The 25,178-nt window shown below is 49.6% G+C and carries 28 protein-coding genes and 1 pseudogene; 15 read left to right on the forward strand and 14 right to left on the reverse strand.

Going from position 1 to position 25,178, the window contains the following annotated elements; genetic code table 11:
* Nucleotides 1-49 precede the first annotated feature (49 nt).
* The 3 genes from QXV08_RS00240 to iorA all read right to left on the reverse strand — a co-directional run bounded on the left by QXV08_RS00240 (nt 50) and on the right by iorA (nt 3,087).
* Entirely contained in the window at nt 50-526 is a 477-nt protein-coding gene (locus QXV08_RS00240; protein WP_342785566.1) for a flavodoxin family protein, read from the reverse strand.
* Nucleotides 527-618: 92 nt separating this feature from the next.
* The gene (locus QXV08_RS00245) at nt 619-1,212 is read right to left on the reverse strand and encodes an indolepyruvate oxidoreductase subunit beta (RefSeq protein WP_342785568.1); all 594 of its coding nucleotides are present in this window, start codon (nt 1,210-1,212) and stop codon (nt 619-621) included.
* Nucleotides 1,213-1,218: 6 nt separating this feature from the next.
* Entirely contained in the window at nt 1,219-3,087 is a 1,869-nt protein-coding gene (iorA, locus tag QXV08_RS00250; RefSeq protein ID WP_342785570.1) for an indolepyruvate ferredoxin oxidoreductase subunit alpha, read from the reverse strand.
* A gap of 247 nt (nt 3,088-3,334) precedes the next feature.
* Here iorA and QXV08_RS00255 point away from each other — a divergent pair, with 247 nt between their 5' ends.
* The 3 genes from QXV08_RS00255 to QXV08_RS00265 are packed head-to-tail and all read left to right on the forward strand — an operon-like array spanning nt 3,335 to nt 5,539.
* Nucleotides 3,335-4,033 carry an acetate--CoA ligase family protein gene (locus QXV08_RS00255; protein ID WP_342785572.1) on the forward strand — a complete coding sequence of 233 codons (699 nt, stop codon included), beginning with the start codon at nt 3,335-3,337 and terminating at the stop codon, nt 4,031-4,033.
* Between the two features lie 17 nt (nt 4,034-4,050).
* Complete coding sequence (locus QXV08_RS00260; protein WP_342788068.1) at nt 4,051-4,581, forward strand: GNAT family N-acetyltransferase; 531 nt, start codon at nt 4,051-4,053, stop codon at nt 4,579-4,581.
* Entirely contained in the window at nt 4,574-5,539 is a 966-nt protein-coding gene (locus QXV08_RS00265) for an ATP-binding protein (RefSeq protein ID WP_342785576.1), read from the forward strand. The genes QXV08_RS00260 and QXV08_RS00265 overlap by 8 nt, the downstream gene beginning before the upstream one ends.
* Nucleotides 5,540-5,566: 27 nt before the next feature.
* Here the strand turns inward: QXV08_RS00265 and QXV08_RS00270 are convergent, their stop codons facing one another.
* The 3 genes and pseudogenes from QXV08_RS00270 to QXV08_RS00275 all read right to left on the reverse strand — a co-directional run bounded on the left by QXV08_RS00270 (nt 5,567) and on the right by QXV08_RS00275 (nt 8,304).
* Nucleotides 5,567-6,385 carry a carbon-nitrogen hydrolase family protein gene (locus QXV08_RS00270; RefSeq protein ID WP_342785578.1) on the reverse strand — a complete coding sequence of 273 codons (819 nt, stop codon included), beginning with the start codon at nt 6,383-6,385 and terminating at the stop codon, nt 5,567-5,569.
* A 227-nt stretch (nt 6,386-6,612) separates the two neighbouring features.
* Nucleotides 6,613-6,813 (reverse strand): annotated as a pseudogene (locus tag QXV08_RS08930) (hypothetical protein); the annotation flags it as partial.
* Nucleotides 6,814-7,020: 207 nt separating this feature from the next.
* The gene (locus QXV08_RS00275; RefSeq protein ID WP_342785580.1) at nt 7,021-8,304 is read right to left on the reverse strand and encodes a hydroxymethylglutaryl-CoA reductase, degradative; all 1,284 of its coding nucleotides are present in this window, start codon (nt 8,302-8,304) and stop codon (nt 7,021-7,023) included.
* A gap of 65 nt (nt 8,305-8,369) precedes the next feature.
* On the opposite strand from QXV08_RS00275, the gene hypA reads away from it, so the two are divergent.
* Nucleotides 8,370-8,759, forward strand: coding sequence for a hydrogenase nickel incorporation protein HypA (gene hypA / locus QXV08_RS00280; protein WP_342785582.1), 390 nt, complete (start codon nt 8,370-8,372; stop codon nt 8,757-8,759).
* Nucleotides 8,756-9,484 (forward strand): P-loop NTPase, encoded by a 729-nt coding sequence (locus QXV08_RS00285; RefSeq protein WP_342785584.1) that lies wholly within the window; start codon nt 8,756-8,758, stop codon nt 9,482-9,484. Before hypA ends, QXV08_RS00285 begins: the two co-directional genes overlap by 4 nt.
* Here the strand turns inward: QXV08_RS00285 and upp are convergent.
* Nucleotides 9,446-10,138 carry a uracil phosphoribosyltransferase gene (upp, locus tag QXV08_RS00290; protein ID WP_342785586.1) on the reverse strand — a complete coding sequence of 231 codons (693 nt, stop codon included), beginning with the start codon at nt 10,136-10,138 and terminating at the stop codon, nt 9,446-9,448. The genes QXV08_RS00285 and upp overlap by 39 nt on opposite strands.
* 72 nt (nt 10,139-10,210) lie before the next feature.
* Nucleotides 10,211-12,355: a DEAD/DEAH box helicase gene (locus QXV08_RS00295; protein ID WP_342788069.1), complete on the reverse strand. Its 2,145-nt coding sequence runs from the start codon at nt 12,353-12,355 to the stop codon at nt 10,211-10,213.
* Nucleotides 12,356-12,410: 55 nt separating this feature from the next.
* Here QXV08_RS00295 and QXV08_RS00300 point away from each other — a divergent pair, with 55 nt between their 5' ends.
* Nucleotides 12,411-14,378: a molybdopterin biosynthesis protein gene (locus tag QXV08_RS00300; protein ID WP_342785590.1), complete on the forward strand. Its 1,968-nt coding sequence runs from the start codon at nt 12,411-12,413 to the stop codon at nt 14,376-14,378.
* Between the two features lie 39 nt (nt 14,379-14,417).
* The gene (locus tag QXV08_RS00305; RefSeq protein ID WP_342785592.1) at nt 14,418-14,561 is read left to right on the forward strand and encodes a hypothetical protein; all 144 of its coding nucleotides are present in this window, start codon (nt 14,418-14,420) and stop codon (nt 14,559-14,561) included.
* A gap of 137 nt (nt 14,562-14,698) precedes the next feature.
* On the opposite strand, the gene QXV08_RS00310 is transcribed toward QXV08_RS00305, so the two are convergent.
* Complete coding sequence (locus QXV08_RS00310; RefSeq protein WP_342785594.1) at nt 14,699-16,054, reverse strand: bifunctional hydroxymethylpyrimidine kinase/phosphomethylpyrimidine kinase; 1,356 nt, start codon at nt 16,052-16,054, stop codon at nt 14,699-14,701.
* Nucleotides 16,055-16,141: 87 nt separating this feature from the next.
* On the opposite strand from QXV08_RS00310, the gene QXV08_RS00315 reads away from it, so the two are divergent.
* Nucleotides 16,142-16,924 carry a sulfide-dependent adenosine diphosphate thiazole synthase gene (locus QXV08_RS00315; RefSeq protein ID WP_342785596.1) on the forward strand — a complete coding sequence of 261 codons (783 nt, stop codon included), beginning with the start codon at nt 16,142-16,144 and terminating at the stop codon, nt 16,922-16,924.
* Between the two features lie 90 nt (nt 16,925-17,014).
* Here the strand turns inward: QXV08_RS00315 and QXV08_RS00320 are convergent, their stop codons facing one another.
* On the reverse strand, nt 17,015-17,698 hold the full coding sequence (locus QXV08_RS00320) for a zinc ribbon domain-containing protein (protein ID WP_342785598.1): 684 nt from the start codon (nt 17,696-17,698) through the stop codon (nt 17,015-17,017).
* A gap of 61 nt (nt 17,699-17,759) precedes the next feature.
* Between QXV08_RS00320 and QXV08_RS00325 the strand changes: the two genes are divergently transcribed.
* Nucleotides 17,760-17,906, forward strand: coding sequence for a hypothetical protein (locus QXV08_RS00325; protein WP_342785600.1), 147 nt, complete (start codon nt 17,760-17,762; stop codon nt 17,904-17,906).
* Nucleotides 17,887-18,270, forward strand: a complete 384-nt coding sequence (locus QXV08_RS00330; protein ID WP_342821367.1) for a hypothetical protein — start codon at nt 17,887-17,889, stop codon at nt 18,268-18,270. The genes QXV08_RS00325 and QXV08_RS00330 overlap by 20 nt, the downstream gene beginning before the upstream one ends.
* Here the strand turns inward: QXV08_RS00330 and QXV08_RS00335 are convergent.
* A complete protein-coding gene (locus QXV08_RS00335; RefSeq protein WP_342785604.1) occupies nt 18,261-18,437 on the reverse strand; it encodes a hypothetical protein in 177 nt (58 codons plus the stop codon). The two genes, QXV08_RS00330 and QXV08_RS00335, sit on opposite strands and share 10 nt — an antisense overlap.
* 77 nt (nt 18,438-18,514) lie before the next feature.
* Here QXV08_RS00335 and QXV08_RS00340 point away from each other — a divergent pair, with 77 nt between their 5' ends.
* From QXV08_RS00340 to QXV08_RS00350, 3 genes are all read left to right on the forward strand, one after another.
* The gene (locus tag QXV08_RS00340) at nt 18,515-19,390 is read left to right on the forward strand and encodes an RNA-guided endonuclease TnpB family protein (protein ID WP_342785606.1); all 876 of its coding nucleotides are present in this window, start codon (nt 18,515-18,517) and stop codon (nt 19,388-19,390) included.
* Nucleotides 19,391-19,425: 35 nt separating this feature from the next.
* A complete protein-coding gene (locus QXV08_RS00345; protein WP_342785608.1) occupies nt 19,426-19,551 on the forward strand; it encodes a hypothetical protein in 126 nt (41 codons plus the stop codon).
* A 377-nt stretch (nt 19,552-19,928) separates the two neighbouring features.
* Entirely contained in the window at nt 19,929-20,072 is a 144-nt protein-coding gene (locus tag QXV08_RS00350) for a hypothetical protein (protein WP_014767592.1), read from the forward strand.
* Nucleotides 20,073-20,079: 7 nt separating this feature from the next.
* On the opposite strand, the gene QXV08_RS00355 is transcribed toward QXV08_RS00350, so the two are convergent.
* The 3 genes from QXV08_RS00355 to QXV08_RS00365 all read right to left on the reverse strand — a co-directional run bounded on the left by QXV08_RS00355 (nt 20,080) and on the right by QXV08_RS00365 (nt 22,858).
* The gene (locus QXV08_RS00355; RefSeq protein WP_342788071.1) at nt 20,080-20,556 is read right to left on the reverse strand and encodes a hypothetical protein; all 477 of its coding nucleotides are present in this window, start codon (nt 20,554-20,556) and stop codon (nt 20,080-20,082) included.
* Between the two features lie 179 nt (nt 20,557-20,735).
* On the reverse strand, nt 20,736-21,065 hold the full coding sequence (locus tag QXV08_RS00360; protein ID WP_342785613.1) for a hypothetical protein: 330 nt from the start codon (nt 21,063-21,065) through the stop codon (nt 20,736-20,738).
* A 5-nt stretch (nt 21,066-21,070) separates the two neighbouring features.
* Nucleotides 21,071-22,858: a helicase HerA domain-containing protein gene (locus QXV08_RS00365; protein ID WP_342785615.1), complete on the reverse strand. Its 1,788-nt coding sequence runs from the start codon at nt 22,856-22,858 to the stop codon at nt 21,071-21,073.
* A 104-nt stretch (nt 22,859-22,962) separates the two neighbouring features.
* Here QXV08_RS00365 and QXV08_RS00370 point away from each other — a divergent pair, with 104 nt between their 5' ends.
* On the forward strand, nt 22,963-23,226 hold the full coding sequence (locus tag QXV08_RS00370) for a hypothetical protein (RefSeq protein WP_342785617.1): 264 nt from the start codon (nt 22,963-22,965) through the stop codon (nt 23,224-23,226).
* A 22-nt stretch (nt 23,227-23,248) separates the two neighbouring features.
* Entirely contained in the window at nt 23,249-25,168 is a 1,920-nt protein-coding gene (locus QXV08_RS00375) for an ATP-binding protein (RefSeq protein WP_342785619.1), read from the forward strand.
* The last annotated feature ends 10 nt before the right edge of the window (nt 25,169-25,178 follow it).

A 25,178-nucleotide genomic window follows, 5' to 3' on the forward strand; every position in this document is an offset into this window, starting at 1 on the left:
TTAAGGGGTAGTCTGCGGGCGTCTACTTATGGTTTAGGCCTGGTGCTCCTTAATTATTTTTCTCTTCTAGGATTCTTTTTAATCTAAGCGCGAACTCCTTGGCTTTCTCAAGGTCTTTTTCATTAGGGTGGCCCTTGTTTAAGCCGCCGATCCTTGCTAGCACGCCATTTGTATCCCAACCCCTGCAGGTGAAGTCTCCAATGATCCGGTATCTTTTCTCGACAAGTATCTTCTTCAAGGCTCTGTGATTAATCATCTTTAATGGTATTCCAGCCGTGGAAAATATAAAGGCCATTTTACCTGGTGCCGGCGAAAGCTTCTCAGCCAGCCTTATAAGTGCAGCATGGTGTCTCCAGTAGTATATACCTGATCCGAAGCCCGCTAGCTCGTACTCAACTACTTCGTCTGGCTGTATCTCCCACGGCTTAACCAGCCTAGCACCCAAGATGCTGGATATAGCCTTGGCAATCTTCTCAGTGTTCCCGTGGTGAACAGATACGTAGATAACTATGACGTCACCACCCATCTAGGACACCCAGCATACATAATGCCTCGGCATGCATCCCCTTGCTCGTGATCTCACTAGCTACTCTCTCATGCCAGCTATATTGCACTGGCTTAACGATGGTTCTTAAACCACTTGTGGCCCTCGTAATAGACTCTCACAGATTTCTCCCCTGCGTCTCCACGAATTATGCTTCTTATAGTATCCTCGACTACGTGGTGGGGCAGTATATTCGTGGCTGCGTTGAGCGCCCCCAGCAACACCATGTTCAATGCCCTTGGGTTACCAGCCTCCACGGCTATCTTCCTTGCTGGCACCACGACAGCATTATACCTGGCTAGCTCGGCTAGCAGGATGCCTCTCGGAGGCGCTCTACCAGTTATACTGGCCATCGAGGGCGGCCTGTATTCATCGGCTACGATTATTAATCCATGATGCCTCAAATACCTCGTGTTCCTAACAGTCTCCGTTAACTCTAAGCCGAGTAATACATCTGCCTCGCCACTACCGAATATCGGTGAGTACGTGTTATCCCCTATCCTCACGAAGCTCACGACGCTACCGTATCTCTGAGCCATTCCAAGAGTCTCCCCTGTCTTAACGGAGAAGCCGGTTTTAACTGCTGCCTCAGCAAGTATCCTTGAGAGCGTTAAGCCCCCCTGTCCGCCGACACCCGCTATCAATATATTGAACACCTTATTGGACACCAGTACTCACCTCTCCCTTCTCACTATTGCGTTGTATTGGCAGTATCTAACGCATAGCCCGCATCCATTGCAATCCTCCTCTATAATATACGCCTTGTCTTCAACCATGATTATCGCCGGGCATCCAGTTGAAGCAATGCATGCCCTGCATCCTGTGCACTTCTCCGCGTCAACCACATAGGGCTCTACGTGCTTTGTCCTCCTCTCCTCGAGGGCACATGGGTGTTTAGCTATCACCACGTTTACGCCTTTCCTAACGAGGTACTCGCCTATGATCCTCTCAGCCTCCTCCAGATTATATGGATCAACCACGGCGACATTATCAACGCCTATAGCCTTCACCAGCTCCAGTATACTGATCCCCCTTGCCTCCCTACCTGTCTCAGTCCTACTCCATGCCGGGGTTGACTGATGACCAGTCATAGCGACTACGTCATTGTCCAGTATCAAGACGAGCATGTTAATCCTCTTGTGAACAGCTTCTATTAACGATGGGATGCCGGCGTGGAAGAATGTTGAATCACCTATGACGGCGACCACGGGTTTCTCGAAGCCAGCTATCTTCAGCCCCATCGCCATCGATATGCTCGCGCCCATACTGTGCTCAGTCCATATCGAGTTAAGCGGGGGGTTCACTGAGAGCGCGTAGCAACCAATATCCCCGAATACAGGTATATCGCTGGGCTTGAACCCGTTTCTCAGTAGTGCCGAGCGCAACGCTATAAACGTGAATCTATGGGGGCATCCAGGGCATAGTGGGGGCGGTCTCTCAGGTATCTCTACACCTGGTTTCACCGGCTCAGTGCCCCTGGTCTCCCTAACCCCAGTAGCACTGGCTATGAATTCCCTAACTATTACAGGGTTTAACTCGCCCTCAAGGGGAAGCCAGCCGGCATGCTTACCCTGGATCTCTATATGTAGCCCGGCCCTGTAGAGTATCTTGGCCAGCTCTTCCTCTATGAAGGGGTCTAGTTCCTCAACCACTAGTATTTTCCCACAGCCCTCTATGTTCTCCAATATGAACCTGGCTGGGAGAGGGTGTATCAAGCCTAGTTTAAGTATTCTAGCCATGCCAGATAAACCGAGGGATTCAACGGCTTCGACAACATAATTGTAGGCTACACCCCCTGTGACAATGCAGAGGTCCCCGCTTCCCTCAACCCTGTTTAAACCATACTTCCCAGCGACCTCCTCGACCCTGGAGAGTTGCTGGTTAACCCATTTATGTCTTTCAAGATTCCACTTCATCCCAGCCCTCACATATCTCGGTGGATCCCTCTTAAACCCCTTATACCTCCTCGGCTCCTTGAACCCGTCTAAGACCACCTCTCCGACAGCATGGTTCACCCGCGTCGTCGTCAGAAGCATTACGGGGAGCATTAATTCCTCGCTTATATCGAACGCTGCCCTCACGTAATCCTTGGCTTCCTGAGGGCTTGATGGAGAGATAACGGGGAGCTTAGCTAGCTTAGCGAACCACCTGTCATCCTGTTCAGTCTGGGTTGTATGGGGGCCTGGATCATCGGCTACCAGGATCACTAACCCACCGTCGACACCACTGTAAGCTGCTGAGATAACAGGGTCTGATGCAACGTTTAATCCAGGAGCCTTCATCGTCACGAGTGCGCGGGCACCGCTGATGGCTGCCCCGAGGGCTATCTCGAAGGCTACTCTCTCGTTCACAGCCCATTCAACATATATCCCTAGATCGCTCCCATGCCTCTGTATAGTCATTATAACCTCGCTGCTGGGTGTACCGGGGTAACCGGTTACAACGTAGACGCCTGCCTCTACGGCGCCCCTGGCGATGGCTTCATTACCCATTAATGCTAGCCTGGTACCGGGGGGAGCCTTTAAAGGGTTTAAGCTGCCCATAAAATTACCCCTCATAGAAATAAAGCCTGGATCCACTTAAAACACTATGATCCCGTGGTTGCCGTCTTCGAAGACAGCCCTTCCTGCATCCACCGGGGATCTCCATGCTTACTCCTGGGTCAGCCTAGGATGCGCTCCTCATTTACTGCTCAGATCCCCTGTTCATCACTCCCAGGGTCTCTCAGATATATATTTTATATATGAATATATTTATAAGCTCCGACGTATATAAGACAGTCAGGGCTAAATGCCTGGAAAACAAACTGTTTCACTCCATAGCGAGGTTGGGGGAGAAGGTAAACTCTCTGATTTAAAGGTTTTCCGTATCCTCGAATCATACAATATACCTCTAGCACCATACGGGTTCGCATCAACTCCGGGGGAAGCCGTTGAGATAGCTGAGAAGATAGGTTACCCAGTGGTCGTCAAGGTGGTTTCACCCGATATAAGCCATAAGAGCGATATCGGGGGTGTTAGACTGGGTTTGACAAGTAGTGGTGAGGTCTACGCAGCTGTCGAAGAGATGAGCAGGATTATCCAGGTTAAGGCACCGGGGGCTAGGTTGGAGGGCTTCCTAGTGCAGAAGATGATGCCTAAGGGTATCGAGGTAATCATCGGTTCACTTAATGACGCGACCTTCGGCGGCGTCGTAATGTTCGGCCTCGGCGGTATCTTCACAGAGGTCTTCAAGGATGTCTCATTCAGGATCGCGCCAATAGATATCAGAGAGGCGTTGGAAATGATCGAGGAGTTAAGGACGTCCAGTATATTCAACGGGTACCGCGGCATGCCCCCGGTTAATAAGCATGCGTTGGCTGATATATTGGTTAAGGTATCCAGCCTGATAATAGAGAATCCCTGGATAGACTCAATGGATTTAAACCCGGTGATAGCATACCCTGATAAAGCTGTAGTGGTTGATGCCAGGATAATAGTACGCAGGTAGATTGCCCTGAGTGATGAGTGCCCGATAACCTGAGCGCGGTGTTGATGAGAGAGGCCTCGGCTGACCAGTGCCATAACCCGTTGATAAGGGGTTTCAGGGAGCAGGATCTAGATGAGGTCGTGGAGATAGATAAGGAGTGCTTCGAGGAGCTCATCCGCTATGATAGAAGCGTCTTCGAGACCATACTCAGCGAGCATGATGGCAACGTCATTTTCTATGTTGCTGCATGTAATAATGGGTTGGCAGGATACGCCCTAAGCATTGTGGAGGGCAGTGTCTGCCATCTGTACTCGATAGCCGTGAGGAGGATAATGCGGGGACGCGGCATCGGCTCCAAGCTGCTTATCCGTGTCATCGATGAATGTGTTAAACGAGGCTGCGGAATCATGTTACTAGAGGTCGCTACAGACAACGCTGACGCCATAAGCTTCTACCTGAAACACGGGTTTAAGATAGTTGGATTTATCAAAGGATACTACTATGGTATTAAAGACGCCTATGTGATGAGGAGGATCCTCGGGAGTAAAAGGGTGTCTATTCATGGCTAAGTGTAGGAGGTGTGGTAGGGAAGCTGAGTACAGGGTTTCCTATGCTAAGGCATGGTTCTGCAGGGAGCACTTCATAGAGTACTTCGAAGAGAGAGTTGTCGAAGCAATCAGGAAATACAGGATGATAAAGCCCGGCGACAGGGTCGTGGTAGCTGTCTCAGGCGGCAAGGACAGCATGAGCCTCCTCACAGTACTAGTAAAGCAAGCCGGGGAACTAGGTATCAGAGAGGTGATAGGACTCCACCTAAATCTCGGGATAGATGGCTTCAGCGAGCATGTTGAATCAGTAGTGAGAGAGTACTGTGAAAGACTTGGAGTCAAGTGTCACGTGATCCACTTGAGAGACCTCCTCGAGCTATCCCTCCCCGAGCTCGCCTCGAAGACGCGGAGGCCCCCCTGTAGTGTCTGCGGGCTTGTTAAACGCTACGTCTTCACTGTTTCAGCGATGACTGTAAACGCATCTGTACTCGTCACGGGGCATCACTTAGACGACGTGGTTAAGTACGCGTTAAAGAATATATACGTGGGAGACTACAGGTCCCTCACCAGCTTAAAGCCTGTTTCAGTGGAGGAGGGGTTACCCGTTAAAGCAAGGCCCTTAATAAGCGTTGGTGAGAGGGATATAGAGACCTATGCCAAGTTATCGGGGATACCATACGTGGAGGCAAAGTGCCCGTTTAAACATGAAGGCGATGCCGAGAAAGCAGTCAGGGTCTTCATAAGTGAGCTCGAGGAATCCAACCCAGGCGCCAAGCTAACCCTGTTATCCAGTATAAGCAAGTTGATCCATGAGTACATTGAACCACGGGGATCAAGGGGTTTAACAAGATGCAGCATCTGCGGTATGCCTTCCTCCAGCGAGGTATGCGGCTTCTGCAGGCTGACTAAGAGGGTTCATGGTAAATACATGGGTGTTGACGTTGCCTCGAAGATTAAGGAGTCCCTTAATGCTTCCTAGCTGTTGGCCTGTTTTAACTAGCTGCCGCTATTGCATCAACCGCCTTATCTCCCATTTATTCTTTGATTGCTGTAGAACTGGTAGTTTCTCCCTTACCTCGCTTATAAGGGATGTATCTATCGTGTACTCAGCGTATGCTTCCCTCCAGCCTAGATCCAGCTCCCTGTAACCCCATGGATTGAACACGCCGCTTCTCCCCACGAACATATCGCCTGTTTGATCCGCTAGAACTATGTACACAGTGTTTTCATGCGCCCTTATGCTTGCTAGTTTATCGAGTATCTCCTCTTTATGGTGTCCCTTCACCCAGCCTGCCTGCACGATTATTATCTCGCTGCCCATTAAAGCGGTGACCCTGTACAGCTCTGGGAAGCGTAGATCGTAGCATATCGTGAAGCCTATCTTAACTCCTTTAATCGATATTATCTTACTTGGTGCATCGCCCGGCTTGAAGAAGCTTGACTCCCTGAAGCCGTATGCGTCGAACAAGTGCATCTTACTGTAGACCGGTATCGCCTCGCCTCTATCAGTCACTATTATGCTCGTACTCATGGTTAGCGGTGGAGTATCTGTTTTCTCTATGAAGTGTACCAGTATAAACACCCCTAGCTCTCCAGCCAGTTTAGCCATCTCAGTCAGGTACCTGCTTGTAAGCGGTGTCTCCGAATAGCTGTATACTAGTCTTGGATCCCCTATCTTCAACGGGTTCAACATACTGTACTCCGGGAGAACTACTATATCGGCCTCCTTATAGTTCTTCCTCACTATATCAACAGCCTTACCAGCGTTCTCTACTGGGAGATCATTGAAGCCTGCCTGCACTATTCCAATCGTGATCAATGACATAGCATCCCCTTTTTGAATAATGCACCATGAAAACCTATTTAACCAGTGAGGCCGAATATTATCCAGGATGCTGGGCAAAAATCTGGTAGCAATACCGCCTTCTCCCCGCCCTAAGGGGCAGGGCTTTCGGTTGTATGCATCACTGTTACTAAGACAGCTCGACGTAGGCCATGCTTGCCGTGGGAACTAATGAAAAGAACGCTGGATCTGTTTGTAAGTAGCAAAGCCTACACCTGAGTGAGATCTTTAAAAGAATAAGAATGTATACTGGGAATCCCATGAACCGTTGCAAGCATTGAAGCCAGGTATATTAATACTCCACTTACTGTCACCTTACTGAGGGACATTGCATCTATGCCGGCATCAAGTGCGAAGGTAAATAATGGTGCTGTGATTTGCGCTGTTGATTTGAATACCTTTAAGAGCTTGGGATCAAAGTTACGTGCTTAATTGACCATAGCGCGGCAAGGATTAGGGATTGTTTTAAGATGAGATTAAACACTGTGCAGGAGACAAACCTGTTCTAGAGAATATTGATATGCTTCTTAAGAAGCATCTGTGGAAACAACGTGGGAAACCATATCTAGAGCTGATGCACCTTGCATCGATTAAGTATGCAAGTGAAAGGAGAAAAACTAGTCTAATGGCTCGCCCTGTAGTGCTTTCTCCACTAGTTGCTTAGCGTAGTCGTATCTTATCCTGCCATCCCTGATCATTTTCTCGGCTACCTTATCTATTAGATCCCCTGATGCACCAGCCATTATCGCGAGGTTTCTGGCGTGAAGCCTCATATGGCCTTTCTGAATACCCTCTGTCACGAGGGCTCTTAGAGCGGCTAGGTTCTGGGCTAGCCCTACTGCAGCCATTACTTCGGCGAGCTCCCTAGCCGTGTTTACCCCTAGGATCTTCAATGCTATCTTTGCCACCGGGTGCACCTTGACTGCTCCCCCAACAACGCCTATTTGAAGAGGTATCTCAAGGCTTCCCGCAAGATAGTTATCGCTTGTCACCTCCCAGTAGCTGAGGGACTTGTAGACCCCTGTTCTAGAGGCATATGCATGGGCTCCAGCCTCTATGGCTCGGTGATCCTGCCCCGTCGCGAGGGCCACCGCTATTACTCCATTCATTATGCCCTTGTTATGGGTTACCGCCCTGTAGGGATCTATCTCGGCAAGCATAGATGCCTCCATTATCTTCCTGGCTACTTCAAGACCTCCTACTTCCTCGACAGGCGTCGCGGCCCATGCCCGTGCAACCCTGTATACTGCGTGGTTTGAGACTATTCTGAGCCTTGCTTCCCCACCAGTTATCTTCTCTAGAAGCGGGGCTATTGCTTCAGCCATCGTGTTAACAGTGTTAGCGCCCATGGCGTCTCTGACGTCTACTACTAGGTGGACTATTATGACCCCGCCTAAAGCGGGGTGCTCCATTACCCTTACCTCGAGGTCCCTGGGGCCCCCGCCGTATTTTAGCAGGGTTGGATCCTGCTGTGCCGCGTAGTCCAGTAGCTCCTTCTTGGCCTCGATAATCTTCATGGCTTTGAAGCGTGGGGAGTTTACTTTAACCAGGTGTATTTGGCTGATCATTTCCTGTCTCTCAGCATTTGCAAGTATTCCTTTCCCATGTCTAAGCATCCTAGCTGCATTGCTTGCAGCTGCTACGACGCTTGTCTCCTCTATAACCATTGGGACAAGGTAATCTCTCCCGTTGATCAGGAAGTTTGTTGCTACTGCGAAGGGATAGCTCATCGCGCCTACAACGTTCTCGATCATGCTGTCCCCTATCTTAACTGGTAGGTTACCGAATTCACCCAGCGTCCTGCACTCCTCCTCTGATAGCCCAGCCCACTCGCAGACTATCCTCCGTCTTTCTTCAAGAGGGAGCTTGTAGAAGCCCTGTATACGGCTCGTCTTCTCCATACCTACGCACCATAGGTAACTATATTATTATATAGATAAAAATAAGTATAGTGTGGTGTAGAGGCATGGTTCACGAGTGGGCTCTCGCGGAGTCAATAATATACCATGTTATGAGCCAGGGATACAGGAAAGTGAAGACGCTGAAGATAAGGCTGGGAGTACTCCAAGGCATTGACAAGGAAATACTGGGGTTCAGCCTAAGGGAGCTGGCATCGATGAATAACATTGAGATCAAGGATATAGTGCTCGAGGACGAGGAACCCCTATTAGAGTGCAGAACATGTGACTACAAGTGGAGTCTCAGCCCCTCAGCACTAAGTGAGGAGGAGAGGGAAGCCATACATTTCGTGCCTGAAGCCGTCTACGCCCTGGTGAAGTGCCCTAGGTGTGGTAGCAGGGATTTCACCATAGTCAAGGGACGCGGGGTCTCCTCAATAGAGGTGGTGTCGGAGTGATCGAGGACCCGAGGATCCATAACATAGTCAGGAATCTCTCGAGCATAAGGAATGTATATGCTGTGGTGAGTAGCAAGGGGGGTGTGGGTAAATCAACTGTTTCAACACTCCTAGCTCTCCATGCTTCAAGGAGATTCGAAACAGGACTGCTCGACATAGACTTCACTAACCCCTCGACACATATCCTGCTCAACTTGAACCCCGGCGAGTTAAAGTATGAGGAGGAAAAGGGGATTCTACCATATGATTTAAAAGGATTGAAGTACTTCTCGATTGTAGCCTACACAATGGATAAACCCCTCCCTCTACGGGGTGAGGCGGCTAGGAGTGCTCTCAGGGAGCTACTGGCAATAATTAAATGGAGCAGGCTAAAGCTCCTATTCATTGATACACCGCCAGGCATGAGTGATGAACACCTGGACCTAGTATACCTGCTGAGAGACATCGTTAAACCCGTGGTGGTTTCAACACCGAGCATCCTCTCTGTTAAAAGCGCTGCCAGACTAGTAAGCGTGCTGAGGGAGGCTGGGTTTAAATGGATTGGGTTTATCGAGAACATGGGGAACGGGTCTCTGAGAGGTAATGAGGTACTCGGAAATGTAGAGTACCTTGGCTACATACCTTACACACCGGGCATCGAGTCCTGCCTGCGCTCAAGGATTGTGGAGGCATGTATAGATCCTGGGTTACTTGACTCGGTCATCTCCAGGCTCATTGAAGCCTAGCCCCAGCCTTGGCTCGAAAGCCATGTCAGCGCTGAGGCTTCTATCTCCCGCGTCACCTATCCCTGGCATAATGAAATAGTTTTTATCGAGAACTGGGTCCACCTCTATGGCTAGCAATGGTATCTCGCTGAACCTTGAGTGGAAGTATTCTACCCCGTAGCGGGAGGCGAGTACTGTTGCTGCAATGATTCTCCCCCCTCCCCTAGCATGTACTTCTTCAACCACCTTTACCATCGTCCTCCCTGTGGCGAGCGTTGGATCCACTACTATAACAGTGTATGCTGCGAGGTTGCCAGGTATCCTTTCATAATATATCTCTGCATCAACCTTGTTCTCACTGATCACTCTTCTCGCTGCAACTAACCCGAGTCCAGCCCAGGGCACGGCGTCCCATAATCCGTGTGCAAAGGGTATTGAGGCGCCTAACACCCCTATTATGTAAACCGGTTTAGACGGGTAGAAGCCCTCGGCCCTCCCATGGCCAGAGTCAACGAAGACCCTGCTCCACTCGAGAAGCCTTGAGACCTCGTAGCCCATTATGAATCCAAGCTTCCTCATGTACTCCCTGAAGAGCCCGGGTGTTGTACCTGGTTTACGGAGTAGTGTTAGATAGTATTTAGCTAGCGGGTTATCGATGACTATAAGTCTACCCATGTGTCTCACATTAGATTTAATGTGTTCAGGAGGTTAAAGACCTGTGTTTAATCAATCCTGTTTAAATTTAGATTACTTGTAGCCGAGGTCCCTGAGCTGCCTATCTATCTCCTCAGCAATCCTTGGACCAAACTTCGGTAAGGAAGCTATCTTTGATAACGGTATCTCAGCCAGATCCCTGAGGCTTTTGACCCCGTGTTGTATAAGTATCCTTGCCCTAACCCTTCCAATAAGCCTCAGCGTGGTCAGCTCCAATGCGTCCTCCCTTACCCCTTCCTCGATCCTCCTTGACAACGTGTCAAGGGCCTTGTGGAACCTTATATCTCCCAGCACTGCTTCTACACGGGCTAATGCATGGGTGATCCATGAAGCCGTATCCCTCATGCTGTAGAGGTCTCCTGGGCCAATCATATACTTTGATACTATTTCGTCCTCTGAAACCTCGTTTATCCAATCGTAGAGTATCATGGCGTGCATGAATCCATCCAGCCACTCCTCATAGTCCATGCTTGTTTTCGAAGGCGGGGGTATCATCCCCTGATCAGCCATCTCGAGGGCCGTATCCTCCCATCTCTCCACGATCTTATCCTGTATATATGGCGAGCTCCTCTTGAAGTCCGGTGTTAAACAGGCCACGTGGAGCAGGTAGAGGTCTGAGGGCTCAGCTGGCTTCAGCTCCCTGTAGATGCTTATGCTTAAGGGATCTAGGTAGGTATAGGATGTCACCCTGCCCAGCCTAGTGGCTTTCAGGAAATTATTACTGGACTCAATCATGCCCAACTCCTCGAGTAGTTTGACAGCTCCCATTATCTTCGCTGACTGGAAGAATGAGCCCTTAGCCTGCTTCATTGAGAGCGTTGATGAGAGGATCCCCGATACCTCCTCAATGCTTGACGCCTCACCTGAAGCCACTAGTGATAATACATGTATCCTGAGGCTTCTCTCACTGAGGAGCTTGCCTGCAACCGGCTCAGGGGATCCATTAATATACTTTAAGGCTTCGCTACTGCTTGATGCATCAGTGATCACGGATTCACCTATTTCATCGTAGCCGGGTCTTCCAGCTCTCCCAGCCATCTGCTTGTACTCCGAGATACTTATATTCACCCTCCTACCCCTTGATGCATCATAGCGCTTCACGGAGACCAGGACCCTCCTAGCTGGAAGGTTGACTCCAGCCGCCAGGGTCGGCGTCGCGTAGACTATCTTGAGGAGCCTGCTCCTGAAAGCCTTCTCCACAGTGCTCCTAGCTATACTGGATAATCCTGCGTGATGAAAGCCAACGCCTCTCCTGATAAGGTCTGAAAGCACGTCTCTCTCAATACTGGTTGGCGCATCCTCCAGCTCCCTGATAAAGGGCTTCACAGCGTCCTCGGGGAGCGTTGGGAGGTGTCTCGCGGCTTCCACGGCATAATCCTCCACCTTCCTCCTGTTATGTATGAAAACCAGTGTCTGTAACCCTAGTTCAACCACATTGTATAATGGTATGTCTAGGAATGGATCCCCGTTCTCCAGGTCAACGCTCTCCACCTTATTCTCCACGGGGAAGACTAATCCAGGCTTCTTCTTATCCAGGTATCCCTCAACAAGCCTCACAGGCCTCCAATCGGTGTTAACCAGCACCGCGTTAAGCCACTCCGCGAGGGCCTCCGGGTTCCCTATTGTGGCGGAGAGACCTATGATCCTGGTGCCTTGCCTGAGGAGCCTGGCTGCTATAACCTCTACTATTGGTCCTCGCTCAGGGTCGCTAGCCATATGGATCTCATCTATGACTACTAATCCGATATCGCGGAGCCAGCTCGGCTTCTGCCTTAGTATACTGTCGAATCTCTCGTATGTAGCCACTATTATATCATACCAGCCCAGGTACTCTGCTGGCTCATCGTAGTCGCCTGTTGAAACCCCTACCCTCACTCCCAGAGCTTCCAGCGTCTTGAACTCCCCGTGCTTCTCGCTGGCAAGCGCTCTCAGCGGCGTCAGATATACTCCCTTTCCATGGTTCAGCCAGTTGTAGACCAGGGCTAGCTCGGCTATGAGTGTTTTACCGGAGGCTGTTGGAGCTGAGACAACGAGGTTCCCCCCGGTGAATAACCCCTTCTCTACTGCCTCGCTTTGAACAGGGTTCAGCCTCCTTATCCCCCTGGCCTTTAACAGCTCTACGTATCCCTGGGGGAAGCCGTGCTCCAGTAGTATATCTATATCCATGGCTTGATCCACTTGGCTCAGGTAATTAAATCCCGTGATGGATATGTATGTAGCCGGGGTGTTTTAATTGTCTAGGAAGATCTTCCACACACTTCTCTCAGTAAGGGAAGCAGTTGAGGAAGTTGTGAAACGGGTGAAGCCTGCCCCAAAAGGGGTAGAGGAGGTTGGTTTAAGGGAAGCCCTTTGGAGGATACTAGCAGAAGACATATATGCACTGGTCGACCACCCGCCCTTCGATAGGAGCGAGGTAGATGGTTACGCTGTGAGAAGCATTGATATAGAGTGGAGTGATGAATTATCCCCGGTTGAACTCAAGGTAGCTGGCTCAGTAGGGGTTGGTGAGGGACCCAGTATTGCATGCAGGCCTGGTGAAGCAGTTGAAGTTGCCACTGGAGCAATGGTGCCAATGGACTGCGACTCCATCGTGATGGAGGAGTACACTGAGAGAACCGGTGAAGTAGTCAAGGTTTTCAGGAGTACGAGTCCCGGTGAAAACATCTCGACCGCTGGTAGTGATGTATCGGCTGGAGACCTAGTCCTCCTCAAGGGTACCAGGCTCAGTCACGAGCATATAGCTTTACTAGCTGGCCTAGGGGTTGGAAGGATCCCCGTGTACGTGAGGCCCAGGGCTGCAGTATACTCGACCGGCGACGAGGTCGTGGAGCCAGGTGAGCCGCTGAGTGCCGGCAAGGTCTATGATGTAAACGGCTACCTTGTGACAAGCTATCTCAGGGAGCTCGGGGTTGATGCTGTATTCAAGGGCCGCCTCCCTGATGACTATGGGAGGCTGAAGAACGCTATAGAAAGCGATCTCGGAAGCTATGATATGGTTTTCACTAGTGGAGGTACAAGCGCTGGGATCAGGGATCTCGTATACAGGGTGTTCGAGGAGCTGGGTGAGGTGGTGGTGCATGGTTTGAAGACTAAGCCGGGTAAGCCAACGGTTATAGCTGTATCCAGCGGTAAGCTCCTCATAGGTCTTCCAGGCTTCCCCTTATCATGCTACATGATACTGAGGGGTGTTGTGAAGCCCATTGTCTCGCTTATGACTGGTCTCAGGGAGGATGAGAGGGTGGTGGAGGCCACTCTACCGGTTAGGGTGAGGAAGCAGGTTGGTAAGGCCTGGTTGATACCCGTATCACTGGTTGAAGGGGTCAACGGGTATTCAGCGTACCCCGTATCCTTCAGTAGTGGTAGCATAGCCTCGCTTATCTATAGTGATGGATACGTTGAGCTCCCGGAGGACCTGGATACCGCTGAAGCCGGGAGCAGGGTGAAGGTCTACTTGTTCAGGGATCCTCCACCGCCCGGGAGACTTAATATCATCGGGAGCAATGACCCCTTACTCATGGAGTTGTTGAAGGCTACTGGGCTAGCTTACTCCAGCAGGGTGTTGAACACGGGTAGCCTCGCCGGCTGGCATGCCGTAGCAAGGGGTGAGGCGGATATAGCTCCAACCCACCTACTAGACGAGGAGACACTGGTCTACAATACACCATTCCTCAAGAAGTTCAACCTGGAGGGTAAAGCAGTGTTGATCAGGGGCTTCGACAGGCTTATAGGGATAGTAACGGCTCCAGGCAACCCTAAGAAGATAGAGGGTATAGAGGACTTCCTCAGAAGCGACGTCAGGATAGTTAACAGGGTAAGGGGCTCCGGGATCAGGACTTACCTAGACCACCACCTTAAGAAGATACTTAGTGAGAAGGGGATACCCTTCGCAAGGGTGAGGGAGCTTGTGAAAGGCTATACATACGAGGTAAAGACGCATACAGCTGTAGCACTAGCGGTGAAACAGGGGAGGGCGGATGCAGGAATAGCGGTAGGCTACGTAGCGGAGCTATTCAACCTAGGCTTCAAGCCGTTGACATGGGAGGAGTACGACCTACTAGTACCCGTGGAGAAACAGGGGAAGCCAGGTGTAAGGAGGCTTATAGATATACTGGTTAACAGAGAAGCAATCGAGCCACTACTCCAAGGCAAATACGGTAAATACTACAGGATACCGGTGAACACGGGGAAGCCGAAAACATAGTAGACAGCGAGGAGTAAAGCGATATACACTAGTTAATCAATGATTGAACACAGTAGGCTCCATAAGGGGGCAACCCAGCAGCTCGCGGAATTAGTGAAATCCCTGAGTAGGGGAATCATTGATGCTAGAAAACCCGTGAAAACCGCTTCCCAAGTCGTTAAAGGTTACCGTGTTCCCTCATAGTAGATAGATCCCTTGTCCACACAGCTGGGAAAGAGTCAGTACAGCTGACCCAGTGTAACCATTATGGATGCTTTCAGTTTTTATTATCGATTCCTTGTCTATGCAAACATAATACAGGGATTAAAAGTTGTGGCATGCTAGATCTGACTTGCTATGTCCAGTATTTTCATTACTGCGTGTACCGCTGTTTCCGCGAATACCCTGATCATTGCTTCTTTACCAGTGTCTCCTGTATCGTAGACTATATCTGCTTTACTGTCTATTGTGAATGCCTCCCTTATTATCCATGGTATTGACGCGCCTTCTTTCTGCTTTACTTCTGATGGTTCACGTGTTCTATCTATATAGACTATCCTGTATCCTTTTCTAGCTGCTTTCTCAATGAACCCCCTGCTGTAGGCTATGTTGACTACTGCCCTTACCTCTGGATTATGCTTCACTGCCTCTAGGAGGGCTCTTGCCAGGTGGCTTGACGCCCCCGGCTTCACGGGGCCCACCGGCTTCACTGTGTCCATGTATCGTACTATCCTACCTGCCACCGCTGCAACGTCTTCTATTCCCCTAGCGTACAGGGGGTTTATGATCCTAGCTATATTCATCCCTACCTCGGGGACTAGATGCTTGAATACATCCCTGTTCTCGAGAACCAGTTCAACGGCTTCCTCTACATCCATTATTGCCCAGTATTTTTCAGCAGGTATAGCGAGCCACGCAGCAGGGTTCACTGGGCAATGCCCCTTCCCCACCCTGTACCCGTAGCTTATAGCCGTGGATATGAATTCCTTAGCTAACTTCACGGCCTCAGGGATCTCGAGTCCCTTGGCCAGCCCGGCGGTTATAGCCGCTGAGAAGCTGCATCCCCCTCCATGGCTACATGGCTGGCTTATCCTTGGAGCCCTGTACTCCCTGTACCCGCCACGCCAGTAGAGGACATCGATTGACTCATCGCCCTCCATGTGTCCACCTTTCACCACGACCGCCTCGACACCTGTTTCAACAGCTATTACTCTAGCAGCCCTCCTAGCATCCTCGAGGTTCCTTATCTCCATGCCTGCCAACACTTCTGCCTCAGGCTTATTCGGGGTAGCTACTTTAGCCAGGGGGAGCAGCTTCTCAACGAGCGCTTTAACAGCGTCCTCCCTGAGGAGCCTGGCCCCGGTTTTAGCTATCATGACTGGGTCTACTACGAGCGGGAACCCGTATTTCTCGACTGCCCTAGCTACAGCCTCTATGATCCCGGTATTACTCAGCATACCTGTCTTGGCGGCATCAACCCCTATGTCCTCAGCCACGGCTTCTATCTGCTTATAAACGATCTCGGGCGGAATATCATGGATGGCTGTGACAGCCACCGTGTTCTGAGCTGTTACACTAGTGACTGCTACAGCACCGTGCACGCCTAGAGCCGTAAACGTCTTGAGATCCGCCTCTATCCCTGCTCCACCGCCTGAATCGCTTCCAGCTATGGTTAACGCGACCTGGATGGGTTTCAATTATACTCCCTCCATGATAACCAGGTATTACATGATACGATAACAAATTTATAAGCTTAACCCAGGATAGAAACAAGTGGTGAAACCATGAGCCTTGAATCCCATATAACCCGAGTCATATGGGAGGAAGCCTCAAGGGACTGGGTGGAACTAAGCAGCTGCGACGTAGTAGTAGTAGGGGCAGGACCCTCAGGCCTCACAGCCGCTAAATATCTGGCTGAGAAAGGATTGAAGACCCTCGTACTAGAGAGGAGGCTTAGCTTCGGCGGGGGAATAGGCGGCGGAGGAATGCTCCTCCACAAGGCTGTAGTCGATGAAAGAGGATTAGGGATCCTCATGGACTTCAATATAAGGTATAAGCCGTCAAGCATCAAGGGGCTATACGTGGTGGACACAGCAGAGTTAACAGCTAAGCTAGCCGCCAGAGCCCTCGATGCTGGAGCGAAGATCATACCAGGAATATCAGTAGAAGATGTCATTGTGAGATACAACCCGTTCAGGGTGCAGGGAGTAGTAGTAGAGTGGAGCGCCGTCCAGTTCTCAGGACTGCATGTAGACCCATTATTCATAGAGTCAAAAGCAGTCATAGATGCAACAGGCCACGACGCCGAGGTGTTGAGGATACTCGAGAAGAAGAATCCTGAGTCCAAGGTCAAGATACCCGGAGAGAAATCAGCATACAGCGAGAAAGCAGATGTAGACGTCGTAGAGTACACGGGGAGAGTGATCCCAGGCCTCTATGCCACTGGAATGGCGGTCGCAGCAGTACACGGCTTAAACAGGATGGGGCCAATATTCACAGGCATGCTACTCTCAGGGAGAAAAGTAGCCGAGGCAGTAATAAGAGACCTGGAATCAGCACCGAAGTAGCTTATTCAGGGGATTCGGGCTTCATAGGGTTTGATATTGTTTGATATCAAGTCCTCTGCCCTTGGGTTCGGGTCTGGTGAATACTTGTGATCACTTGTAAGTACTTCTAAATACTTTCTTCATCCCCTCATCCCTTGTTCCCCCGCTCTGTCTGGCTTCACTCTTCATTGCGGGGGCGCTTTGGGGTGACCCGGGCACCCCCGCATACGCCTGCATAGCTTTTAACCAGATGTTTGTTGCTCCAATAGAGTCTCTATCCATTTTTAGTCTGCATTTTATGCATATAGCTAATCTATTGATGTACACTAGTCTGCTTCTGCATCTTGGGCACAGTGACGAGGTGTTTCTCGGGTCTACAACTACTATTGGGATGTTGTACTCCAATGCCTTGCTCACTATGGAGTGAATGAGCCTTCTGTACGCAAACCTCGCCAGCTTCCACCTAATGCTCTTCTCTCTGCTGTTCGCACTTTCTAGAAGCTTATCGAGGCTCTCTAGCACTATGGCGTGTCTGAGTTTGAAGGCTTTTAGAGTCAGCTTCTTGGCTGCCTTCCAGCACCAGTCAACAACAATATTCCTAGACCTCCTGTGCAATGACCTAACCCTATTCAGGATTCTGCTATTGTACCTCCACATCCTCGGATACCTCCTCTGAAGCTCCTCAGCTCTAGCCCTCTTGCTCAAAGCCTCTACAAACCTCGTCCTATACCTCTTGACTTCAAATCCATCGAATGTTGTAAGTTGCTTGAGGTTTACAACTGAAAGCCTCGCCATTTATGGCGGGGATGAAGATTTATAAGCCTCTGTATTCTGTTTCTGGTTATGGTGCTCTAGCTTGAGCGAGCGAGAGAAGGCTACTGAGGATGTGAAGGTTAGGCCTAGCACTAAGAGGAAGCTAGATGCTTTGAAGTCCCATCCTAGGGAGACGTATGACCAGGTTATAACAAGGCTTATAGAGTTCTATGAGAAGCATAAGCAGTAGAGGTTTTTCTTCAATGGGCGATGAGGGTTTCCTAACCCTGGCTATTGGGGTGAGGGTTAGCCCCGAGCCCGAGGCTGTAGAGCTTCTAAAGAGGTATAGAGATGCTCTGAACTATGCTATTAAAGTGGTTATAGAGAACAAAGCAACATCGTTGAGTAAGGCCCATAAACTTTTGTACAACACCTTGAAGAATAGGTTCGGATTACCATCGAGAATAGCTCAAGACTGCTATAGAGAGGCTATTGTGATTGTAAAGTCTTGGCTTAAGAACCCGAGGCGTGGGAGAATACCGAGGGTTAAAACGCTTAGGATGTGGCTAGCCCATGGATATGGCTACAGGATTAGAAATGGGGTTCAGCTCTGATGTAGGTTTATGTTGGTTGATGTCATCGCCTCATCTCTTTTCCCCTGCATTGGTCTTGGGTTTGCATCACCCTTAGGGGCGTTCAGGGTGACCCCGGGCACCCCACATCTTGCTGTGTCTCGGGGAGAGCCGCCATCTATATTATCAAACGGCTCTCGATCCCTCATCGAGGTACCTCCGCGTATATTACTGTATCAAGGGTGTTTATAAGCGTTTCCATCATTATCAACCGATACGAACAGATATGAAAAACGAAACAGTTGCACTAGGCTTTGCTGAGATCATTGGAGGCTATAGACTTAGGATAATTGGCTGGGACAAGAGATATGATCAGTACGAGAGCAGAGAGGCTAGGTTGGTGTATAGAAACGGTAAGATGTTTCTTATGATAGCGAAGAGGGTTCCAAAGCCGGCTAAGTATGCTCCAAGAGGTGTCTTGGCGGTAGATATTAACGAGAAGCATATTGTTCTAGGGAACACTGTTTTTGAGAAGAGGGTTGAGACGCCAATCAAGAGGGCTCTACACTTCAAGATACTTGCTGAGAACCTCATGAAGAAGTATAGCCATGGGAAATACAGGGCATGGACTAGGAAAAAGGTTCTCGAGAGGATTAGAAGCTTCCACAGAAGAGCTAGAAACATTCTCTTGGACTGGGCAAGAAAAACAGGCTTGGCGATTGTTAGAGAAGCTATGAAAAACCTCTACGCAGTCGCTAGAGAGGACCTCAACGGCTTGATTGAATCTGTTAGAGAGCTTCCGAAGAGCCATAGAAAGAAACTTATTCTACTCTCTTACAACAAGCTAGTGTATTGGATAGACTGGCAAGCAGAGAAGCATGGCGTGCCAGTGATAACAGTTGATCCCAGAGGCACATCATCAACATGTCCAAGATGCGGAGCGAAATTCAGAGAAAATGGCTACAGAAGGCTAAAATGCATGAAATGTGGATTCGAAGGAGATAGAGATACCATTGCTATCCTAAACATTGAGAGAAGAGCTTTAGCCAAGCTCCAGATGGGAGGAGCCCTGGCCCCCTCGACTGCCCCGCAAATGAAAGATGTAGCCCCGAATAGATGCGGGGAACCAATGAACCCCCTAAAGGGAACCCTCGCCCTTTAGGGCGGGGAGGAGGTCAGCTGCTACCACCAGCCGCGGTGGAATCCCTGATTCTACCTGGTAAAATACTCGTCAAGGCCAAGGCTAAGGGGCGAATACTATACTATAAAGACGCAGGCTTCGCAAGGAAACAGGTTGAAGCAGGTGAGACAGTAGAGATCTAGCTCATGTTTTCTTCGACTTAAACCCGCAATCCCTGTTCTATCTAGTAATTCAAGTAGTTCATTGAGGTATGGCATATCGTTTCCTCCAATCATATCGCTCCACACCTTTTTGTTTCATTAAGGCATAAAGAGATACAGCTCGACACAGAAAGCTATAATCTAATGTTTCTGCCCAGTTCACCAGGGGAATTTATATCGCCAGGTGAATACAGGTGCTGAAAATTTTTCGGTGTTTAGAGGAGGGGTTTATATGGGTTGGTGGGCTGGGTGGAGTCCCTAGGTGAAACCATATAAAATGATTGGAGCGAACACCCAGGGAGAAACAACAATATCCTTATATATCATTCTAATTCTACTAGTCCCCTGGGAAGGCTGATGTGTACGTGAAAAACCCTCTAGGGGGAGGCAAGCCTGAAGGCGAGTTTATGATGATGCCCGGTGTCTCAGTGCTCCTTAGCGATGCTAACCCGGCTAGTGTTAAAGCATATATAAATGCTGTCCTCAAGTGTGGTGAATGCTAGCCATAATTCAATGACTCGAGAAGTATTTCAGTGCCCATAGTATTTCATCTATTATAGTATATATGAGTAGCAGCAGGGACTCCGGGTTCGACTTGTTCGCTATATACTCCTGGATAGCTGTATCTCTTAGTCTAACCCTGTATACAATCACTCTTTCACCATCACTTCTCCCTACTACTGGTTTACCCCTATATTCTACATGAGTGATGGTGTACTTGCCGGGTAAGTCGTGGGGCTTCCTCGAGATTAATGGGATCCTGAGCTCACCGTGTCTAACTGGCTTATGGTTTAAGGCGATTACTGTTATGGAGCCGGGTTCATTAATGTATACATCCTCTACACCGAGCTTCCCGAGGGACCCGGCATTAATTAGCTGTGCAAGGTATCCTTTCACCAGTACAGTGAGCTCCTCTAAGTCCCCCTGGATGTCGGGATACTTGTTCAAAGCCTGCTCGATATTTATACCCATATTCTCGACCCACAAGATCTATATTTTTTGAATCTTTTTAAATATTTGGTCCGTAAAATATATATTAATATATATTGACGCATCCAAGTTTGAAAACAATATACTGTGGCACCCAGGTCCAGGAATCAGTTGACAATAAACTATAAACCTGGGGCTCTACAAGTTCATGGAAAGCCCTAGTAGGGGCAAAGCCCTCATCCTTTAGTGCGGGGAGCCGTCGACCTTGATCCCCTATGGCTTAACCAATTCCACCAGTAAATGAATATTAAAGAATAGATGTAAGCCGTCAACATGTTCTCTAGGGTCATTGTTTTCCCAGAGTATACTATACTAGCTACTGTCATAGACATCATTAACAAGCCGGTTGCAAGCGCGCCTAGGGAACCGTTTGTAAGCCACGCGTGTAGCAGGAGTATGCCTGGGATCAGGGTTACCGTGTTCCTCAGCTTCAAGGGGCCAATCAGCTTTTCATCAAGTACTGATGCCTCCTCAAGGTATATGAAGTCATGGAGCCTCGCCTCCATCCTACTCACCTACTCGTAGAGAATAACCCGAGTTCCTCACTAGTTGCAAGCACCTGTATAAATAGTCTCTTACCACCTGTCTTCAACAAGCCGTAGCCTGGTGGAGCGTTTACAATGGTGTTTACCTCTGCATCGCTTAAGCCATATATCTCCCTTAATATATTCCTCCCCTCCTGCTCCTGCCTTAACACTAGTGCAGTGGCTGATTGCTCCAGGATACTCCTGCCCTGCGGGGTTCTAGCGAGATCCTCTGCCCTCTGGGTTACATAGATGAATGCAACTCCATGCTTCCTCCCTCTTCTCGCAATGTTCTCCAGTAGCCCCATTAGAGATGGGGTTTCAAGGAATAACCATGCTTCATCAATGAAGAAAACCGATCTTCCTGTTTTAGAGAGTAGCTTATTGTACGCGTATACACTGATAAGCGAGCTTATAAGCGCTTTCAAGCGCCTAGATCTAATATTCTTCAACCCGAATATAGTCGACCCCCTTAGCTCTGGGAGCCTCCCCCTGTACACATGGATATCGGGTGGTGCCAATGCTCCCTTGAGGAAGCCCTTTAACTCCTTGTCGCCGATGACTTCTATAAAGCTCTCTAAGTCAACCACTCTATCACTCTTAACGAATAACTCCCTCCTTAGAACACCCTGTAGCCTCGGGGGTATAGCGTAGAGCTCTGAAAGCACGTCGGCTACTTGGCCTAGTTCTAGGAATCCTTCTTTAAGTAGTCTAACGGGATCTAAACCTAGCTCCTCGCCCTCAGTGATCTCCACTGATGTTGCATCAAATACCCTTGAAGCCCTCGTATACTCTGACTCTGGGTCGACACCAAAGTAAACTACACCTCTGTCAAGCTCCCTAAGCCTCTTCAAGTATATTTTAATAGTCATTGATTTACCGGCTCCTGAGACCCCTAGCACGACGAAGTTGAGGTTAGGTTTGCTCCAGAGATCCAGGATTACGGGGCATCCAGAGCCTGAGACCCCGAGGAATACGCCTCGTTCATCCCTCACCTCCTCGTCCACTAGGAAGAAGAATGGTTTAATGGAGTAGGTATCTGTATATTTTTTCTCAAGCCCAGCGAGTAGTCCACTAGTCTTAAAGTAGTATAGATCCAGCTGTATGTAGGGGGCCTCAGCCTCCAGGCCATGCGTCTTCAATAAGTCTCTTAACTCTCCAGCCTTATCCTCTAGTGACTTGTAATCCCGTGCTATCATAGTGAGGAGTAAGTGGAACTCATAGAGGTCTGCGCCCCTGATTATCCTCGAAGCTAGTTCCCCTGCGAGCTCTACACTGGCTTCCTCCCTAGCCCCCAGTACACCTAGCCTTCTCTTCCTCACTGAGTCAGCTATATGGATGGCCCTTGAACGCGGGATCCGTTTAAAGACTAATGTAACTTCATCACTAGAGGAGAGGAGCATGTATGTGAAGCCCTCCGGTAGCTTCAATGGATACCTGTAGACAACGTATACCCTGGCAATCCTACCGTCCTCGAGTAAGAGTGTCCTAGGATTCGTCAACCCAACTGCCCTCGGCCTCTTAGGTTCCTCTCTCGAGGCATTGAAGAATGAGAGGTTTACTCCGGGTGGAGCTAATGCATAGTACTCGTATTGTGCTGTATCTATAGAGTAGGCTCCATACCTGTACTCCTCAGTGATCCTCCTGGCTAGTAGCACTCCCTCCTTTATCACGGATATCATTGAACTCCATTCCTCGAGAACCAGGTCTCTCTCCGCATCGGTGAGGTTGAAGAATGACACGCCTGTAAACCTCCACCATACATGGTTATACATTACCGGGCACCACACCTATACTGTAGAAGGGGGTCAAATAATCAGGGCCCTACACGGTATGCTCCTTATTTAACTCGTCTACGACACGTAGCATGGGTGGGATAATGGATCTCGTATATCAATTACTCTACTCCCTACCAATAACAGTGACCCCTGAGCCACCGCCTGGCATAGGTGAAGCCGTCTCAAGGGTGCTCAGCTGGCTCTACTGGCTCTCATGGGTTGCAGTGCTCGGGGCAGGCTTCTACGGTGTCTTAAAGATCGTGACTGGTGATAGTGATGAAGGGAGAAGGCTTATCATCAGCGCTATCGTGGGAGGAGTACTACTAGCCTTCCTCTGGCTGATACTATCCGTTCTTATCTCATAGCGTCTCAGCCAGCGTGGTACCAGTGCAACTATACCGTGTATTCCCCAGGATCGGGGAGAAGCCGGATCCCAGCGTCCTGGGCTATAGGTTCACTTACTGCCTGTTGAATACCGGGGGAAGCCTCAAGGTATTCATCGCCACTGAGCTACCTAGGGATTCTCTCAGTAAATTCATGGATGTCAGGGAGTATAGTGTACAGGAGTTGACCGAGGAAACCGGCCTAGAACTATATGTTTCAGAAGCGAGATTGAAGAATAGAAGGGATTTCTGGCTGAGGGACACGATTATACTGGATCCACCGAGCCTAGCGTCTTCTCTTGGAAGGCCTGGGTTGATGTGTATAGGGTTCTCCAGGGACACCGTGTTAGATGAGATATTCTTCTCGAGGGCTCGTGGGTTATTGAAGGCTAGAGGGACCCGTGGAGGCAGGGTGGAGGCTGAGGCCATCCTTGATAGGGCTAGGAGAGGGCTATGGACCCTGAGGATAATGGGGGCTGCAAGGGATAGGATTACCCTTGGGTTGATCGAGGAGAAGTATTCCACGGCATCTTACACAGGCTTTAAATGGGTTAGGCATGCGGCCAGAACCCCTGGTGAACTATGGGGGTACCTGAAGCCGTTGGAGACGGGTTTCTGGACCCGGGTTTTCCCCGGGGATATACCAGTTGTAACCAGTAGTAGGGTGTATGATATGATGGTTCTCCCTGATCCAGCTATACATACCGTTGAATTCGCAAGGAGAAGCCCTCTGCCAGAGGCTGTACCAGTTAGAAGCGGGGCTAATTGCTTCAGGATAGGCTCTACCCTCAACGGGAAGGAGGTAAGGCTCTGCATGAGTGACCTCGAGAGGCATGTCTACGTTATTGGCCAAACCGGTAGTGGTAAGACTAGTTTCCTTAAGCTCCTGGTTCACAGGGTGCATGAAACCGGTGAGGCCTCTATCATTGTGATAGATCCCCATGGAGATATGGCTTTAGAGCTAGGTAATGAGATACCCGGTTCATTACTCTATGACCCGGTCGATAACCCGTTCAGTATCAATCCTCTTGACCTGCCTAGACACAGGGATAGGGATTACGCTGTATCAGTCGCTATAGACATACTCCTTGATATCTTCCACGAGGTTTTAAAACTAGTGAACACAGCTGTGAACGTCAGGTACTTGCTTAGAGTCGTCTTGAGAGCCCTGTACTCCAGGAGTGATTCACCCACTATGGCGGACCTATATAATACTATACTAGGACTGTATGATGGCAGGGTCACACTGGGAGATCTAAGCGACTACGAGTGGAGGCGCCAAATAGGGGTGCTCAGGAGTATGCAGAGGCAGTCCCTTATCTCGGCATTATCGAGGCTGGAGCCGTATGCCAGGGATAGATTCCTCAGGGAGTTAACAAGCAGGACCAGCGTGGACTTCGAGGAAATGCTGTCCCCTGGATCACTAACATTATTCTCCATACCCAAGGCGGTTGTAGGAGGAGACTTAGCCAGATTAATTGCATCAACAATAGTTATCAAGACATGGTACGAGGCGCTGGCTAGGCCGAGGCTGGGAAAGCCTAGGACACCCGTGTTCCTCATCATAGATGAGTTCCAATTCGTCTCTGATCTCCCATTAATAGATATTATTTTCTCGGAGGCTAGGAAGTATGGGTTACACCTCGTTGTAGCACATCAACACACTGGTCAAATACCGGGCCAGCTAATCCAATCAGTGCTTACTAATACAGGTGTGAAACTAGTGTTCCAAGTGGCTGGTGAAGACGCTGAGAAACTAAGCACTATCGACGCCGACTTCGCCAGACTACTCCGAAGAACCCTAACATCCCTGTCAACAGGTATGGCCGTATTAAAGATAGCTGGAAGACCTGGAGAGCAGTCTCCACCACCGTTAATTGTTAAACTAGATTACCCCGGATCCACCGGGTTGAAGCCGGGTTAGCTGACGGCTC

This window comes from Desulfurococcus sp., assembly GCF_038881575.1.
Lineage (GTDB): Archaea > Thermoproteota > Thermoprotei_A > Sulfolobales > Desulfurococcaceae > Desulfurococcus.

Excerpts from the sequence above, each read along its gene's own strand:
- QXV08_RS00270 (WP_342785578.1), bottom strand. The coding sequence starts at position 6,385 with ATGTCATTGATCACGATTGGAATAGTGCAGGCAGGCTTCAATGATCTC.
- QXV08_RS00265 (WP_342785576.1), top strand. The coding sequence starts at position 4,574 with ATGGCTAAGTGTAGGAGGTGTGGTAGGGAAGCTGAGTACAGGGTTTCC.
- QXV08_RS00365 (WP_342785615.1), bottom strand. The coding sequence starts at position 22,858 with ATGTATAACCATGTATGGTGGAGGTTTACAGGCGTGTCATTCTTCAAC.
- QXV08_RS00255 (WP_342785572.1), top strand. The coding sequence starts at position 3,335 with ATGCCTGGAAAACAAACTGTTTCACTCCATAGCGAGGTTGGGGGAGAA.
- iorA (WP_342785570.1), bottom strand. The coding sequence starts at position 3,087 with ATGGGCAGCTTAAACCCTTTAAAGGCTCCCCCCGGTACCAGGCTAGCA.
- hypA (WP_342785582.1), top strand. The coding sequence starts at position 8,370 with ATGGTTCACGAGTGGGCTCTCGCGGAGTCAATAATATACCATGTTATG.
- QXV08_RS00305 (WP_342785592.1), top strand. The coding sequence starts at position 14,418 with ATGATTGAACACAGTAGGCTCCATAAGGGGGCAACCCAGCAGCTCGCG.
- QXV08_RS00275 (WP_342785580.1), bottom strand. The coding sequence starts at position 8,304 with ATGGAGAAGACGAGCCGTATACAGGGCTTCTACAAGCTCCCTCTTGAA.
- upp (WP_342785586.1), bottom strand. The coding sequence starts at position 10,138 with ATGGGTAGACTTATAGTCATCGATAACCCGCTAGCTAAATACTATCTA.
- QXV08_RS00370 (WP_342785617.1), top strand. The coding sequence starts at position 22,963 with ATGGATCTCGTATATCAATTACTCTACTCCCTACCAATAACAGTGACC.
- QXV08_RS00360 (WP_342785613.1), bottom strand. The coding sequence starts at position 21,065 with ATGGAGGCGAGGCTCCATGACTTCATATACCTTGAGGAGGCATCAGTA.
- QXV08_RS00320 (WP_342785598.1), bottom strand. The coding sequence starts at position 17,698 with ATGGCGAGGCTTTCAGTTGTAAACCTCAAGCAACTTACAACATTCGAT.
- QXV08_RS00335 (WP_342785604.1), bottom strand. The coding sequence starts at position 18,437 with ATGAGGGATCGAGAGCCGTTTGATAATATAGATGGCGGCTCTCCCCGA.
- QXV08_RS00240 (WP_342785566.1), bottom strand. The coding sequence starts at position 526 with ATGGGTGGTGACGTCATAGTTATCTACGTATCTGTTCACCACGGGAAC.
- QXV08_RS00315 (WP_342785596.1), top strand. The coding sequence starts at position 16,142 with ATGAGCCTTGAATCCCATATAACCCGAGTCATATGGGAGGAAGCCTCA.
- QXV08_RS00330 (WP_342821367.1), top strand. The coding sequence starts at position 17,887 with ATGAGAAGCATAAGCAGTAGAGGTTTTTCTTCAATGGGCGATGAGGGT.
- QXV08_RS00340 (WP_342785606.1), top strand. The coding sequence starts at position 18,515 with ATGAAAAACGAAACAGTTGCACTAGGCTTTGCTGAGATCATTGGAGGC.